Source organism: Allobosea sp. FG18 (genome assembly GCF_057809495.1).
In genome coordinates this window covers 1-14,106 of the sequence record NZ_JBMDKB010000028.1, presented here as the reverse complement: position 1 = coordinate 14,106, position 14,106 = coordinate 1, and the positions used below count along the sequence as shown (strand labels likewise).

Sequence of the window (14,106 nt, the reverse complement as noted above, 5' to 3'; positions counted from 1 at the left end):
AGAACCGGCAAAGCCGCCCATATTCCCATCATCGCGACTTTTCGTGCGCGAGGACGGCTGGCGCCTATGCGCTTGTCCGTCGTCCGAAACTACGTCAGGGGAAACTCTCTTAATGAGCAACTTCGACCGCAATGCTCCAGTCTGGGGTGCCGGCCGCGCACAGCAGACCAGCGCCGTCGAGATGGATCAGGGCCTGCGCTCGTTCATGCTCGGCGTCTACAACAACATGACGATCGGCTTGGCCATCACCGGCCTCGCCGCGATCGGCATCAGCATGCTGGCGATCGCCGGCGTCTCGCCCACCGGCAAGGTGACGGCGCTGACCCCGCTCGGTCAGGCCCTGTATCTCAGCCCGCTGAAATGGGTCGTGATGCTGGCCCCGCTCGCCTTCATCCTGTTCTTCTCGTTCAAGGCCGAGAGCATGAGCTCCACGGCTGCGCGCGCCATGTTCTTCGCCTTCGCGGCGGTGATGGGCGTGTCGATGTCCTCGATCTTCGTCGTCTTCACCGGCGAGTCGATCACCAAGGTCTTCTTCATCACGGCCGCGGCCTTCGGGGCGCTCAGCCTCGCCGGCTACACCACGAAGAAGTCCCTGTCGGGCATGGGCTCGTTCCTGATCATGGGCCTGATCGGCCTCGTGATCGCCTCGGTGGTCAACCTGTTCCTGGCCTCGAGCGCGCTGTCCTTCGCCATCTCGGCGATTGGCGTGCTGGTCTTCGCTGGCCTGACCGCCTGGGATACGCAGCGCCTGAAGGAGATGTATCTCTATTCGGATCTGGATGCGGAATCGGCCGCGAAGCTCTCGGTGAACGGCGCCTTGTCGCTCTACCTGAACTTCATCAACATGTTCCAGATGCTGCTCTCGCTGTTCGGCACGAAGAGCGAATGATCTGATCCCGCTCCGCGGGTGAGACGAGCCCCGGCCCCACGGCCGGGGCTTTTTCTTTGGGCCAAATCTTCCCTCGAGTTAGGCCTTCCCTTCTGGCACGGACATTGCTCATGCTTTGGGCATGACAACGCCTTCGATCCGCCCTGCCATCCCAGCCGATATCGCCGCCATCGCCGCGATCTACGCCCATGCGGTGCTGCACGGCACCGCCTCCTGGGAGCTGGAACCGCCCGATGAAGCCGAGATGCAGCGGCGTTTTGAGGCGATCCTGGCCGGCGGCTATCCCTATCTCGTCGCGGAGCGGGACGGCGCCATCCTTGGCTACGCCTATGCCGGCGCCTATCGGCCGCGCCCCGCCTATCGCGCCACCGTCGAGAACTCGATCTACATCGCCCCCGCCGCACAGGGGCTCGGCATCGGCACCCTTCTGCTCGATGCCCTGATGCAGGCCTGCACCGAGCGCGGCTTCCGCCAGATGATCGCGGTGATCGGAGATGGCACCGGCGCCTCGATCGGCTCGCGCCGCCTGCATGAGCGCGCCAGCTTCCGCCTGATCGGCGTGGCCGAAAGGATAGGATTCAAGCACGGCCGCTGGCTCGACCAGATGCTGATGCAGAAGGAGCTGGGCGAGGGCGACCGTACGCCGCCCGGCCTCTGACGTTCAGCAGCCCTCGTCCCAAGGGCTTGAACAATGATGGGCCGGATGACGTGTCAGCTCACCACGCTGAGCTTGTTGTCGAGCACCTTGAGCACGCGCGAGAGTTCCGGGCCGCGCTTCAGGATCAGCCCGGTCGCCGCGACGACGGAATAGGCGCCCTGCCGCCGCGCCAGCGCCGGATCCTTGACGATGCGATAGAGCGGCATCTCCGACGAGCGCCGGAACACCGAGAACTGCGCCTTGTCCTTCAGGAAATCGATGGCGTAGTCGCGCCATTCGCCGGCCGCGACCATCCGGCCATAGAGATTGAGCAACTCGCTGAGTTCGCGCCGGTCGAAGGTCACGGCGGTCGGTCTCGCCGGCGCCGGGAAGTTCACAACCGCGCTCGCGGCCTGCGGTTGTGGCGTTTCGCTTTCGCTCATGGCGCCTCCCTGGTCGGAGCCTCACCAAATCACCACTGGATGATGCGCCCGCGGCCCTGCGCTGGCAAGGGAGCAAGCCGGCAAGGGACCACGCGTTGGGTCGGCATTGTCAGCGACTGCCCCATTTTCGCCGCGAACACGCCAAGCGAGCGCCAAGTTGCGACGTTCAACTCTCTTCGTTGCCTCGACGGCCCGGTTTCACTGATCGCCGGTTTGTCAGCCCCCCAGCCCCCCGGAGTTCGGGCGGAGCCGGGCCACCGAGTCGGGGCCAACTAGCGGCTGGCATTGCGCCGGCCGTTTTTCTTTTGGGGCTACCCTCCCGGCCGGCGTCGCGAGATGCCGGTGTTGGAAAGCGATCTTACCGCGCCTGCCCGTGATAATCCGCATTGGGCCGCATATCGACCGCCGAGGCCATCCGGTTCGACATGTTGTAGAAGGACGCGACGGCGCCGATATCCCAGATGTCGCGCTCACCGAAGCCCGCCTTGCGCAGGGCCTGTCGGTCCTCCTCGCCGATCAGATGCGGGGTTTCCGTCAGCTTGACCGAAAAATCGAGCATGGCGCGATGCCGAACCGACAGCGCCGCCGCCCGGTAATTCATCACCATGAGCTCGCCCAGCACGGGATCGCCAGAGAGCTGGCGCACCGCCGCGCCATGGGCGGTCAGGCAGTAATAGCAGCGGTTCACGCTGGAGACCGCGACCGCGATCATCTCCCGCTCCAGCTTCGACAGGCCGGACGGCGCCAGCATCAGGTCGTTGTAAAAGGCCGCGAAGGCCGTGAGCTTGGCGTCGTCATGGGCATAGGAGCTCAGCACATTCGGCACAAATCCGAGCTTCTCCTCGCATTTCGCGAAATAAGCCTGGTTTTCGGCTGAAAGCGCGCCCGGCTTCAGGTCCAGAGCCATGACGGCGGGCGGCGAATCCTGACGCGCCGGCTCTTCTCCCACCTTGGGTTTGTCATGCTTTATTGCCATGGTGCGTCCTGTCGAGTCGGGGGGAGCGTCAGTTTGCCGCTTTTTCAGGCACGGCAAGTTGAAAGGCTCCGCAGCCTATGTCATCGCTGCGGCAAAACAACTGGGGTTGGGACATGGGCAAACGGGTGACGAACGCGACCGCAGGCGCGATCGCAGCGATCGAGGCCGCAGCCACCGGATTGAAGAATTCGATGCCCGCCGAGTTCCCCCGCCTGCTCTTCGGCCGCTCCGTCGCCGAGGATCTCGACGCTCTCCCGGCCGAAATGCTCGCCCGCACCGCCGCCGCCGCCTTCGAGCACCTCGCTCAGCCGCGCAAGCCCGACACGATCAACCTGCGCTTCCGTGACGAGGAATTCGGCGAGGACGAGCGCAAGCACCAGCTCACCGTTCTCGAGGTCGTCAACGACAACAAGCCGTTCCTGCTCGATTCGACGCTCGCCGAACTGCAGGAGCAGGGCCATGAGCCCCGCCTCGTCGCCCACCCGATCCTGGCCGTCGCCCGCGACGCCAAGGGCAAGTTCACCTCGCTCGCCGGCGAAGCCGCCGGCCGCGCCCCCGAGGGCACGCGCCGCGAGAGCCTGCTCCATATCCATGTCCCGCGCATCGATACGCCGGAAGCCCGCGAGAAGCTGCGCGCCGGGCTCGACCACGTCTATGCCGATGTCGCGCTCGCCGTCGACGACTGGGCCGCGATGCGCGGCCGCATCACCGAGGTGATCCAGGCCTATCGCGCCAATCCGCCGCCGCTGCCGGAGGACGAGATCAACGAGGCGCTGCAGTTCCTCGAATGGATCGCCGGCGACAACTTCACCCTGCTCGGCATCCGCGCCTACCGCTTCCCCGGCGGCGACGTCGCGGCCGACCCGATCGAGGGCTCGGGCCTCGGCATCCTGCGCAACCCCACGGTCAAGGTCCTGCGCAAGGGCCGCGAACTGGTCACGGTCACGCCGGAGCTGCGCTCCTTCCTGGCCAAGCCCCAGGCGCTGATCATCACCAAGGCCAACGTCAAGAGCCGCGTCCACCGGCGCGTCCATCTCGACTATGTCGGCGTCAAGCTGTTCACTCCGGACGGCCGGCTCGACGGCGAATTGCGCATCGTCGGCCTGCTCACCTCGAACGCCTATACCGGCTCGGCCCGCGCCATCCCCTATCTGCGCCTGAAGGTCGCCCGCGTCGCCAAGAATATCGGCTTCGACCCGGCGAGCTATTCCGGCCGGGCGCTGATGAATGTGCTCGATGCCTACCCACGTGATGAGCTCTTCCAGATCGACACCCCGACGCTGGAGCAGTTCGCGCTCGACATCCTGCAGCTCACCGAGCGGCCGCGCATCCGCGCGCTCGCCCGCGTCGACGAGTTCGACCGCTTCGTCTCGATCCTCGTCTTCATCCCGAAGGACCGCTACGACACCACGGTGCGCCTGCGCGTCGGCGATTTCCTGGCGCGGATCTATGCCGGGCGCCTCTCGGCCGCCTATCCCGCCTATCCCGAGGGTCCGCTCTCGCGCACCCACTACATCATCGGCCGCGACGAGGGCAAAACCCCGCGCGTCGAGCGCTCGACGCTCGAAGCCGGCATCAGCGCCATCGTCCGGACCTGGGGCGACGGGCTGAAGGACGTGCTCGATCAGGAAAAGGCCGGCCCCGCCGCCCGCGCGCTGGCCGAGCGCTATGCCGAAGCCTTCGGCGCCGCCTATCGTGAGCGCTTCTCGGCCGCCGACGCGCTCGTCGATATCGAGATGCTCCAGCAGCTCACGCCGGAGCGCGGCCGCGCCGTCAATCTCTACCGGCGCGAAGGCGACGACGCCAAGCGCGCCAATCTCAAGGTGTTCTCGCGCGGCGCCCCGATCTCGCTCTCGGCCCGCGTGCCGGTGCTCGAGAACATGGGCTTCCGCGTCGTCAACGAGCGGACCTACAACGTCATGCCGCAGGGCAATGGCGATGCGGTCCGCATCTGGCTGCACGACATGACGCTGGAGCGCGCCGACGACGGCGAGATCGATGTCGAACATCTCGATCCGACCATCGAGGCGGCGCTGATGGCGCAGTTCCGCGGCTTCGCGGAATCCGACCGTTTCGACCAGCTCGTGCTCGTCGCCGGCCTCGCCTGGCGCGAGGCGGCGCTGCTGCGCGCCTTCGGCCGCTACCTGCGCCAGGCCGGCGCGCCCTATGCCCAGGGCTATATCGCCGATGCGCTGACCAGCCATCCCGGCATCGCCGCCGGGCTCGTCGCCTATTTCGCCGCCAAGTTCGACCCGCGCGTCCCGGCGGGCGAACGCGAGCAGCGCATGGCCCAGAAACATGCCGAGATCGAGGAGGCGCTCGACGCCGTCACCAGCCTCGACGACGACCGCATCCTGCGCCGCCTCGTCAATCTGGTCGATGCCGCCTTGCGCACCAACTTCTTCCAGATCGGCCCGGACGGACAGCCGCGCCAGACCATCACCTTCAAGTTCGACTGCGCCAGGGTCGACGGCCTGCCGCTGCCGCGCCCGCTCTACGAGATCTTCGTCTATTCGCCGCGCGTCGAGGGCGTCCATATGCGCTTCGGCAAGGTCGCCCGCGGCGGCCTGCGCTGGTCCGACCGGCCGCAGGATTTCCGCACCGAGGTGCTCGGCCTCGTCAAGGCGCAGCAGGTCAAGAACGCTGTGATCGTGCCGGTCGGCGCCAAGGGCGGCTTCTTCCCGAAGCAGCTCCCGCCGGCTTCCGACCGCGCCGCCTGGCTCGCCGAAGGCACCGAGAGCTACCGCATCTTCATCCGCAACCTGCTCGAACTCACCGACAATCTCGACGGTGAAACCATCGTGCCGCCGCCGGACACGGTGCGCCATGACGGCGACGACCCCTATCTCGTCGTCGCCGCCGACAAGGGCACCGCGACCTTCTCCGACACCGCCAATGCGATCTCGCTGGAGAAGCACCACTGGCTCGGCGACGCCTTCGCCTCGGGCGGCTCTCAAGGGTACGACCACAAGGGCATGGGCATCACGGCGCGTGGCGCCTGGGAAGCGGTGAAGCGCCATTTCCGCGAGGTCGATATCGACATCCAGACCACGCCCTTCACCGTTGCCGGCGTCGGCGACATGTCGGGCGACGTCTTCGGCAACGGCATGCTGCTCTCGCCCGCGATCAAGCTGGTCGCAGCCTTCGACCATCGCGACATCTTCCTCGATCCCGATCCGGACACGGCAAAATCGCTGGCCGAGCGCCAGCGCCTCTTCGCCCTGCCGCGCTCGTCCTGGGCCGATTATGACAAGAGCCTGATCTCGAAGGGCGGCGGCATCTTCTCGCGCCAGGCCAAGAGCATCCCGCTCTCACCCGAGGTTCGCGCGCTGCTCGACCTCGACAAGAAGGAGGTTTCGCCGCCCGAGCTGATGACGGCGATCCTGAAGAGCCGCGTCGACCTGCTCTGGTTCGGCGGCATCGGCACCTATATCCGCGCCTCCGACGAGACCGACGCGCAGGTCGGCGACCGCGCCAATGACGCGATCCGCATCGCCGGCAACGATCTCCGGGCGCGGGTCATCGGCGAGGGCGCCAATCTTGGCATGACCCAGCGCGGACGCATCGAAGCGGCCCGCAAGGGTGTCAGGATCAACACCGACGCGATCGACAACTCCGCCGGCGTCAACACCTCCGACGTCGAGGTCAATATCAAGATCGCGCTCGCGGGCCCCGTGGCAGACGGCCGCCTCAAGGAAGACAAGCGCAACGAATTGCTCGCCACGATGACCGACGAGGTCGGCGATCTCGTGCTGCGCAACAACTACCTGCAGACGCTGGCGCTTTCGCTGACCGAGGCGCAGGGCTCGGCCGCGACGCCCGGCCTGCGCTTCCTGATGCAGAAATTGGAACAGGACGGAAGGCTCGACCGTGCGGTCGAGTACCTGCCGAGCGACGCCCAGCTCGCCGAGCGCGAGAAGCGCAGCGAAGGTCTCACCCGGCCGGAACTCGCCGTGCTGCTGGCCTATGCCAAACTCTCGCTGCACGACGCTCTGCTCGAATCCCCGGTGCCGGACGATCCCTATCTCGCCAGCGAGCTCGTCCGCTATTTCCCGAAGGCGCTGCGCGAGGCCTATCCGGACGCGATCGCCAGCCACAAGCTGCGCCGCGAGATCGTCGCGACCCAGCTCGCCAACGCGATCGTTAACCGTGGCGGCCCGGCTCTCGTGCCGGTGCTCGCGGCTCTGACCCGCTCCGACGCGCCGGCCATTGCGGCTGCCTACGCGATCGCGCGGGATTCCTTCGATCTCATCGCCCTCAATGGCGAGATCGACGCGCTCGATGCGAAAATCCCCGGCAAGACCCAGCTCGGCCTCTACGGTGCCGCACAGGAACTCGTCACCAACCGCATGGGCTGGTTCCTGCGGCGCGGCGTCGCCAAGCCCGGCACGATCGAGCCGACCATCGCCCGCTACGCCAAGGGTGTGAAGGAGCTGGCCGGCGAGCTCGGCTCGCTCCTACCCGAGGCGGCGTCCCAGGCGAGGCTCGCCCGCATCGCCGTGCTGACCTCCGAGGGCGTGCCGGAAGCGCTGGCCACGCGCATCGCCAGCCTGCCGGCGCTCGCCGAGGCGACCGACATCGTCGACATCGCCGAACGTAGCAAGCGCAAGATCGGCGACGTCGCCCGCATCCATTTCGGCATCGACGCGCTGTTCGGCCTGTCGAGCCTGAAGGCGGCGGCCGCGGCCGTGCCGGCAACGGACGATTACGAGCGTCTCGCCCGCGAACGGGCGATCGAGACCCTCGACGACGCCCAGTCCAACCTGACGCAGGAGGCTGCGGCCTCGGCCAAGGGGCAGGGTACGCTGGAGAGCTGGCTCAGCGAGCGCGGCGAGGATGCGGAGCGCACCCGCAGCACCGTCAACGCGATCGCGAGCTCCGGCCTGACCTTGCCGAAACTGATGGTGGCGGCCGGCATGCTGGCCGACCTGCCGCGCAAGCGGTAGATTGCGGCGCCTCTGCGCGCGAAGCGATCTGAGCATAGTGTCCTGACATCGGACCGGAAGGCGGCATCCGCTTTTCGGTCCGATGCACTTGTTGAACGGAAAGACCGATGACCGGCGAAGCCGACACGACCACCCGCATCGACCCCAAGCTGCTCGAAATCCTGGTCTGCCCACTGACCAAGGCGACGCTGGAATACGACGCCGCGAAACAGGAACTGATCAGCCGCCCCGCAAAGCTGGCCTATCCGATCCGCGACGGCATCCCGATCATGCTGCCGGAAGAGGCGCGGCCGCTGGAGGATTAAGGCGGTTTGGCCCGCCTAGACGAGGCCCTTAAAGCGCCTCGCCCCGGAGCAATCGTGGCGGTGCGCCGGCGACGCCCGCCGCCTCCCGGATGAAGAAGCGCTTCAGGCCCGGCAGTCGGTCGACGAGGCCGAGGCCGAGATCGCGCGCCAACCTGAGCGGCGTCGCATCGTTCGAGAACAGGCGGTTCAACCCGTCGGTCACCGCGCCCATCGCCACCGTGTCGAAGCGCCGCGCCTTCTCGTAATCCTCCAGGACGTCTGCCGAGCCGGGGTCGAGCCCGAGCCGGGCCGCATCGACGATAGCCTCGGCCAGCGCCGCGACGTCCTTCAGGCCGAGATTGAGCCCCTGCCCGGCGATGGGGTGGATCAGATGCGCGGCATCGCCCAGCAGGGCCAGACGCTCGCCCACGAAGCGGCGTGCCACGCCGAAGCCGAGCGGATGCGCGCTCACCTTGCTTTCGAGCGCGATCTCGCCGAGTTCGAGCCCGAAGCGCCGCTCGATCTCGGCGAGCATGTCCTGCGCATCGAGCGAGAGCAGCGGCGCGACATTCTCTGTCCGCTCCGTCCAGACGATCGAGGAGCGGTGTCCGAGCCTGCCGCCATCGGCCAGCGGCAGGATGGCAAAGGGGCCCGACGGCAGGAAATGCTCGACCGCCCGGCCATCATGCGGCCGCTCATGTCCGATCGTGGCGACGATGCCGGACTGGCCATAGTCCCAGCCGACCCAGCCGATCCCCGCCAGCTCGCGCAGTTTCGAGCGCGCGCCATCGGCTGCAACCAATAGCGCCGCCTCGCAGCGCGTGCCGTCGGCAAAAATGATCTCGACCGACGCATCCTCGGCGGAGAAGCGTCGCACGCCGGCGCTGCGCAATTCGACGCCGGCATCGCCGCACGCGGCTTTCAGGGCTGCGACCAGCGCCGCATTCTCCACCATATGGGCGAAGGGTTCGCCGGGTTCGACCTCGCCGTCGAAGGTCAGGAAGACCGGGCGGACGGCGTCCTCGGTCCGGCTGTCGGAGACGATCATCTCCAGCATCGGCTGGGCCGTATGCGCGATTCCCTCCCAGATGCCCAGCGTCTTCAGCATGGCCCGGCCGCCCGCCGCGACCGCATAGGCACGGTTATCGGCACGGGGCGCGGCCGACAGCGCCGGATCGGCCAGGATCACCGAGAAATCCTCGCCCAGCCCCTGCTTCAATGCGAGCGCCAGCGCCAGCCCGGCGATGCCGCCGCCCGCGATGACGATGCGCATGGCGCTGCTGCCCTGCTCGATAGCCATGTCGTCCTTCTCTCCGCGCCGACTTGACGCCACGGGATGCCTCGGTGCTGATGCCAACGAAGCCGGCTGCCCCTGTGCGGGGCGCCGGCCCGTCCGTCAACTAGACCGCGATACCGCCGACCATGTCCCAGATCAGCGCTTCCCTGACGGCGATCCTCGACCTCGAGCAGCTCGAGCGCAACCTGTTCCGCGGTCGCAGCCCCAAATCGAGCTGGCCGCGCGTCTTCGGCGGGCAGGTCATCGCGCAATCGCTCTATGCCGCCTGCAAGACGGTCGAAGGCCGGCAGCCGCATTCGCTGCATGCCTATTTCCTGCTGGCAGGCGACCCCGAAGTCCCGATCGTCTACGAAGTCGATCGCCTGCGCGATGGCCGCTCCTTCACCACGCGCCGCGTGCTGGCCATCCAGAAGGGCGAGGCGATCTTCGCCATGTCCGCCTCCTTCCATGTCGAGGAACCCGGCTACGAGCACCAGATGCCGATGCCGAAGGTGCCGATGCCGGAGGAGCTGCCGGACCGCGAGGAGATGGTGAAGCTGTTCAGCGCGCCGGAACACAACCCGCTCCAGACCTTCTACCAGCGCAAGCGACCGATCGAGATCCGTCCGGTCGAGCTTGAACGCTATCGGGGTGCCGCGAACCTGGAGCCGAAATTCAATGTCTGGATCCGCGCGATCGAGCCGCTGCCGGATGAGCCGGCCTTCCACCAGAGCGTGCTCGCCTATGCCTCGGACCTGCTGTTGCTCGATTCCAGCCTGATCGCCCATGGCGCGACGGTCTTCGACCAGAAGATCCAGGCCGCCAGCCTCGACCACGCGCTCTGGTTCCACCGTCCGTTCCGGGCCGATGACTGGCTGCTCTATTCGCAGGACAGCCCTTCGACCTCGGGTGCGCGCGGCTTCTCGCGCGGTCTCGTCTTCGACCGGCAAGGCCGCCTCGTCGCCTCGGTCGCGCAGGAAGGGCTCGTCCGGCCCCGGCCCGATCTCGGCTGATCGGATTTCAGGCATCTGCGCAGAATCCAGCCTATTGCCTAAATCTTAGGCAATAACGCCTGTCATTCTCCTCGGACCTTTCTGATTCCGCCTCCGGAAGCGGCTTCGCAGTGTCCGGAGCGGGTTGGCACGTCCCTTGAATTGCGTGTTGCGACGCAACTGCGATCCCGCAGGCGCGAGAGTGCAACGAGATCGCCGGGGCTGACGACCGGGCGGCGCAGACGGGGAAACCCAGCACATGAAAATCGTGATGGCGATCATCAAGCCGTTCAAGCTGGAGGAGGTGCGCGACGGGCTCACCGCCGTCGGCGTGCACGGCCTGACCGTGACCGAGGTGAAAGGCTACGGCCGCCAGAAGGGTCATACGGAAATCTACCGCGGCGCCGAATATGCCGTGAGCTTCCTGCCGAAGATCAAGATCGAGGTCGCGGTCTCCGACGAGCTCGTCGACCGGGTGATCGAGACGATCACCGCCGCCGCCCGCACCGGCCAGATCGGCGACGGCAAGATCTTCGTCTCCTCGATCGAGAAGGCCGTGCGCATCCGCACCGGCGAGACCGACGCCGACGCCCTCTGAGCCCCGACCTTCAGGAGTTTTCGACGATGACTTTCAGGACTTCCCTGCGGGCCGGATTGGCTGGCCTCTCGCTGGCGGCGCTGACGGCCGGCGTTGCGCTGGCCCAGGCTCCCGCCACCCCGCCCGTTCCCAACAAGGGCGACGTCGCCTTCATGATGAGCTCGACGATCCTCGTCCTGCTCATGACCATTCCCGGCCTCGCCCTGTTCTATGGCGGCCTCGTCCGCTCGAAGAACATGCTCTCGGTTCTGACGCAGGTCTTCGCCATCGTCAGCGTCGTCTGCATCCTCTGGGTGACCTATGGCTACTCGCTCGCCTTCACCAATGGCGGCGGCCTCAACGATTTCGTCGGCGGCTTCTCCAAGGCCTTCCTGCGGGGCGTCGACGCCACCACCGTGGCCGGCACGTTCTCGAACGGCGTCTACATCCCCGAATTCGTCTATGTCTGCTTCCAGATGACCTTCGCCTGCATCACGCCGGCGCTGATCGTCGGTGCCTTCGCGGAGCGCATGAAGTTCTCGGCGCTGCTGCTCTTCACCGTGCTCTGGGTCACCTTCATCTATTTCCCGATGGCCCACATGGTCTGGTACTGGGGCGGGCCTGACGCGGTCGGCAACGCCGCCAAGGCGCTCGCCGAGGCCGGCGCGGACGGCAAGGTTGCCGCTCAGGCCGCGCTCGACGCCGTCAATGCCGATGCCGGCATGCTCTTCAAGTGGGGCGCGCTCGACTTCGCCGGCGGCACGGTCGTCCATATCAACGCAGGCATCGCCGGCCTCGTCGGCTGTATCCTGATCGGCAAGCGCGTCGGCTTCGGCAAGGAACTGATGGCGCCGCATTCGCTGACCATGACGCTGATCGGCGCCGCACTCCTCTGGGTCGGCTGGTTCGGCTTCAACGCCGGCTCCAACCTCGAGGCGAACGGCACCGCCGCGCTCGCCATGCTCAACACCTTCGTCGCAACGGCGGCGGCGGCGCTGGGCTGGCTGTTCGTGGAATGGGCGGTCAAGGGCAAGCCCTCGATGCTGGGCATGGTCTCCGGTGCGGTCGCCGGCCTCGTCGCCGTCACCCCGGCCGCCGGCTTCGCCGGCCCGATGGGCTCGATCGTGCTCGGCCTCGCCGCCGGTGCCGTCTGCTTCGTCTTTTGCACGACCGTGAAGAACGCCCTCGGCTACGACGACTCGCTCGATGTCTTCGGCATCCACTGCGTCGGCGGCATCATCGGCGCGATCGCGACCGGCATCCTCGTCAACACCACGCTCGGCGGCGCCGGTATCCCGGACTATTCCAGCAAGCCGGGTGAGCTTGCCGTGAGTGCGTATGAATTCGGCCCGGCCGTGATGGCCCAGATCAAGGCGGTGCTGTTCACCATCGTGTTCAGCGCCGTCGGCTCGGCGATCCTGTACAAGATCGTCGACCTGGTCGTCGGCCTGCGCGTCACCACCGACCAGGAGCGCGAAGGCCTCGACATCGCCGAGCATGGCGAGCGCGCCTACCACAGCTGATCCTCCCGCCGCTCCCAGCGGCAACTCGGCCCCGGCAGCGCTGCCGGGGCCTTTTTGTTGCTCCCGACCATCATGCCCGGGCGTCTCCCGAAGAGAAGACGCCTCTTTCGACACGAGATTCCCGCGCCGTCGCTTCGCCCGCTCGATAATGACGGAGCTCCGCCCGGCAAGGTTAAGCGGGTCTTAACCTCGGCTTCCTAACCTTCCGCGGATGGCCGAATGGTGCGGCCCGACAGTCCGGACAAGACCCGAAACCGCATGCGCACGATCCGCCGCTCCCAATCGCTCATGGACCGCCTGCCGGACCCGGTGCGCGAGTTCCTGTCGCGCCGTGCCTCGGAGCTGACTGGCATGGGCGTGCTCGCTCTGATGGTCGCTGTCGCCACAGCTCTGGCAAGCTGGTCGGTCGACGACCCCAGCCTGAACAACGCCACCAGCGGCGCCGTCCGCAACTGGCTCGGCCGTCCGGGCGCCATGGTCGCCGATCTCCTGATGCAGCTCATCGGGCTCGGCGTCATCGCCCTGCTGTTCCCGCCGGTGATCTGGGCGCTCAGGCTCGTCCGCTTCCACATCTTCGATCGCGGCGCGCTGAAGCTCGGCCTCTGGGTTGTCGGCGTCGCCGCGACCGCCGCCGTCGCCAGCGCCTTGCCGGCGACACCGCGCTGGCCCCTGCCCACCGGCATGGGCGGCGTCATCGGCGACGGCCTGCTGTTCGGCACGCGCAATATCGCAGGCATCGCCGGCAGCGCAGTCGGCAGCCTGGTCGGTTTCCTCTATGCCGGCATCGCCATTCTCGCGGTCACCGCCGCCGCCGGCTTCGGCTTCGTCACCGACGAGGACCCGGCTCTCGACAACGACGAGGCCGAGGATAGCTGGTCCGACGCCGACGAGCGCCGTGACGACGAGCCCGGCATCGCGGTCATCCTGATCGGCTGGCTTGCCCATGGCGCGATGGCGCTGCGCTCCGCGATCCTGCGCCGCCTGCCGCAACCGCCCGAGCCTGCCGTCGATACCGGCGTGGTTCCGACCCGTGACAATGGCCGCGTCCGCCGTGAGCCTCAATTCGGCGAGACACCGGCCGGCCGCCGCGGCCTGCCCGATTTCGATCCCGAGCCGCTGCCGGGCGCCCGTTCTGTTACGGGCCCGAATCGAGCGGCCGACGACTATGACCCGCCCTTCGATCTCGACGACGAGCCGCAGGACCTGCGCGACCTCAACGCCCCGCGCGTGACCATGCCGCGCGCGGCGCCGAAGCCGGGCAAGCGCATGCAGCGCGAGGCCCAGCCCTCGCTGCTCGACCGCGACACGTTCGAATTGCCGCCGCTGACCTATCTGGCCGAGCCGAAGAAGGTCGCCGCCAATGCGGTCTCGACCGACGCGCTGGAGCAAAACGCCACACTGCTCGAAGGCGTGCTGGAGGATTTCGGCGTGCGCGGCGAGATCTCGCAGGTGCGCCCCGGCCCCGTGGTCACGCTCTATGAGCTGGAACCGGCGCCGGGCACGAAATCCTCCCGGGTGATCTCTCTCGCGGACGACATCGCACGTTCGATGAGTGCTGTGTCG

11 protein-coding genes are annotated in these 14,106 nt (G+C 67.3%); 8 read left to right on the top strand and 3 right to left on the bottom strand.

Going from position 1 to position 14,106, the window contains the following annotated elements:
• The first annotated feature begins 112 nt into the window (after window positions 1–112).
• Window positions 113–889 carry a Bax inhibitor-1/YccA family protein gene (locus ACODTJ_RS24825; RefSeq protein ID WP_454654413.1) on the top strand — a complete coding sequence of 259 codons (777 nt, stop codon included), beginning with the start codon at window positions 113–115 and terminating at the stop codon, window positions 887–889.
• 121 nt (window positions 890–1,010) lie between these two features.
• Window positions 1,011–1,547 carry a GNAT family N-acetyltransferase gene (locus tag ACODTJ_RS24820; RefSeq protein WP_488850538.1) on the top strand — a complete coding sequence of 179 codons (537 nt, stop codon included), beginning with the start codon at window positions 1,011–1,013 and terminating at the stop codon, window positions 1,545–1,547.
• A gap of 53 nt (window positions 1,548–1,600) precedes the next feature.
• Here the strand turns inward: ACODTJ_RS24820 and ACODTJ_RS24815 are convergent, their stop codons facing one another.
• Both ACODTJ_RS24815 and ACODTJ_RS24810 read right to left on the bottom strand, forming a co-directional pair.
• Entirely contained in the window at window positions 1,601–1,969 is a 369-nt protein-coding gene (locus ACODTJ_RS24815) for a DUF2794 domain-containing protein (RefSeq protein WP_454654410.1), read from the bottom strand.
• A 358-nt stretch (window positions 1,970–2,327) separates the two neighbouring features.
• Window positions 2,328–2,876 (bottom strand): peroxidase-related enzyme, encoded by a 549-nt coding sequence (locus ACODTJ_RS24810; RefSeq protein ID WP_454658910.1) that lies wholly within the window; start codon window positions 2,874–2,876, stop codon window positions 2,328–2,330.
• A gap of 182 nt (window positions 2,877–3,058) precedes the next feature.
• Here ACODTJ_RS24810 and ACODTJ_RS24805 point away from each other — a divergent pair, with 182 nt between their 5' ends.
• The gene (locus ACODTJ_RS24805) at window positions 3,059–7,891 is read left to right on the top strand and encodes an NAD-glutamate dehydrogenase (protein WP_454654408.1); all 4,833 of its coding nucleotides are present in this window, start codon (window positions 3,059–3,061) and stop codon (window positions 7,889–7,891) included.
• Between the two features lie 107 nt (window positions 7,892–7,998).
• Entirely contained in the window at window positions 7,999–8,196 is a 198-nt protein-coding gene (locus tag ACODTJ_RS24800; protein WP_047580901.1) for a Trm112 family protein, read from the top strand.
• A gap of 28 nt (window positions 8,197–8,224) precedes the next feature.
• On the opposite strand, the gene ACODTJ_RS24795 is transcribed toward ACODTJ_RS24800, so the two are convergent.
• Window positions 8,225–9,475, bottom strand: coding sequence for a ubiquinone biosynthesis hydroxylase (locus ACODTJ_RS24795; protein ID WP_454654407.1), 1,251 nt, complete (start codon window positions 9,473–9,475; stop codon window positions 8,225–8,227).
• Between the two features lie 122 nt (window positions 9,476–9,597).
• Between ACODTJ_RS24795 and tesB the strand changes: the two genes are divergently transcribed.
• The 4 genes from tesB to ACODTJ_RS24775 all read left to right on the top strand — a co-directional run.
• Window positions 9,598–10,464 (top strand): acyl-CoA thioesterase II, encoded by an 867-nt coding sequence (gene tesB / locus ACODTJ_RS24790; RefSeq protein WP_454654406.1) that lies wholly within the window; start codon window positions 9,598–9,600, stop codon window positions 10,462–10,464.
• Window positions 10,465–10,702: 238 nt separating this feature from the next.
• Complete coding sequence (locus ACODTJ_RS24785; protein WP_306224151.1) at window positions 10,703–11,041, top strand: P-II family nitrogen regulator; 339 nt, start codon at window positions 10,703–10,705, stop codon at window positions 11,039–11,041.
• A 26-nt stretch (window positions 11,042–11,067) separates the two neighbouring features.
• Window positions 11,068–12,543 (top strand): ammonium transporter, encoded by a 1,476-nt coding sequence (locus tag ACODTJ_RS24780; RefSeq protein WP_488850534.1) that lies wholly within the window; start codon window positions 11,068–11,070, stop codon window positions 12,541–12,543.
• A gap of 219 nt (window positions 12,544–12,762) precedes the next feature.
• Window positions 12,763–14,106, top strand: a 1,344-nt coding sequence (locus ACODTJ_RS24775) for a DNA translocase FtsK 4TM domain-containing protein (RefSeq protein ID WP_488850532.1), incomplete at its 3' end; no start/stop codon positions are given.

Bases quoted from the DNA above. Each gene is read 5' to 3' on its own strand.
- ACODTJ_RS24810 (WP_454658910.1), bottom strand. From the start codon at position 2,876: ATGGCTCTGGACCTGAAGCCGGGCGCGCTTTCAGCCGAAAACCAGGCT.
- ACODTJ_RS24785 (WP_306224151.1), top strand. From the start codon at position 10,703: ATGAAAATCGTGATGGCGATCATCAAGCCGTTCAAGCTGGAGGAGGTG.
- ACODTJ_RS24800 (WP_047580901.1), top strand. From the start codon at position 7,999: ATGACCGGCGAAGCCGACACGACCACCCGCATCGACCCCAAGCTGCTC.
- ACODTJ_RS24805 (WP_454654408.1), top strand. From the start codon at position 3,059: ATGGGCAAACGGGTGACGAACGCGACCGCAGGCGCGATCGCAGCGATC.
- ACODTJ_RS24815 (WP_454654410.1), bottom strand. From the start codon at position 1,969: ATGAGCGAAAGCGAAACGCCACAACCGCAGGCCGCGAGCGCGGTTGTG.
- ACODTJ_RS24780 (WP_488850534.1), top strand. From the start codon at position 11,068: ATGACTTTCAGGACTTCCCTGCGGGCCGGATTGGCTGGCCTCTCGCTG.
- tesB (WP_454654406.1), top strand. From the start codon at position 9,598: ATGTCCCAGATCAGCGCTTCCCTGACGGCGATCCTCGACCTCGAGCAG.
- ACODTJ_RS24820 (WP_488850538.1), top strand. From the start codon at position 1,011: ATGACAACGCCTTCGATCCGCCCTGCCATCCCAGCCGATATCGCCGCC.
- ACODTJ_RS24795 (WP_454654407.1), bottom strand. From the start codon at position 9,475: ATGGCTATCGAGCAGGGCAGCAGCGCCATGCGCATCGTCATCGCGGGC.
- ACODTJ_RS24825 (WP_454654413.1), top strand. From the start codon at position 113: ATGAGCAACTTCGACCGCAATGCTCCAGTCTGGGGTGCCGGCCGCGCA.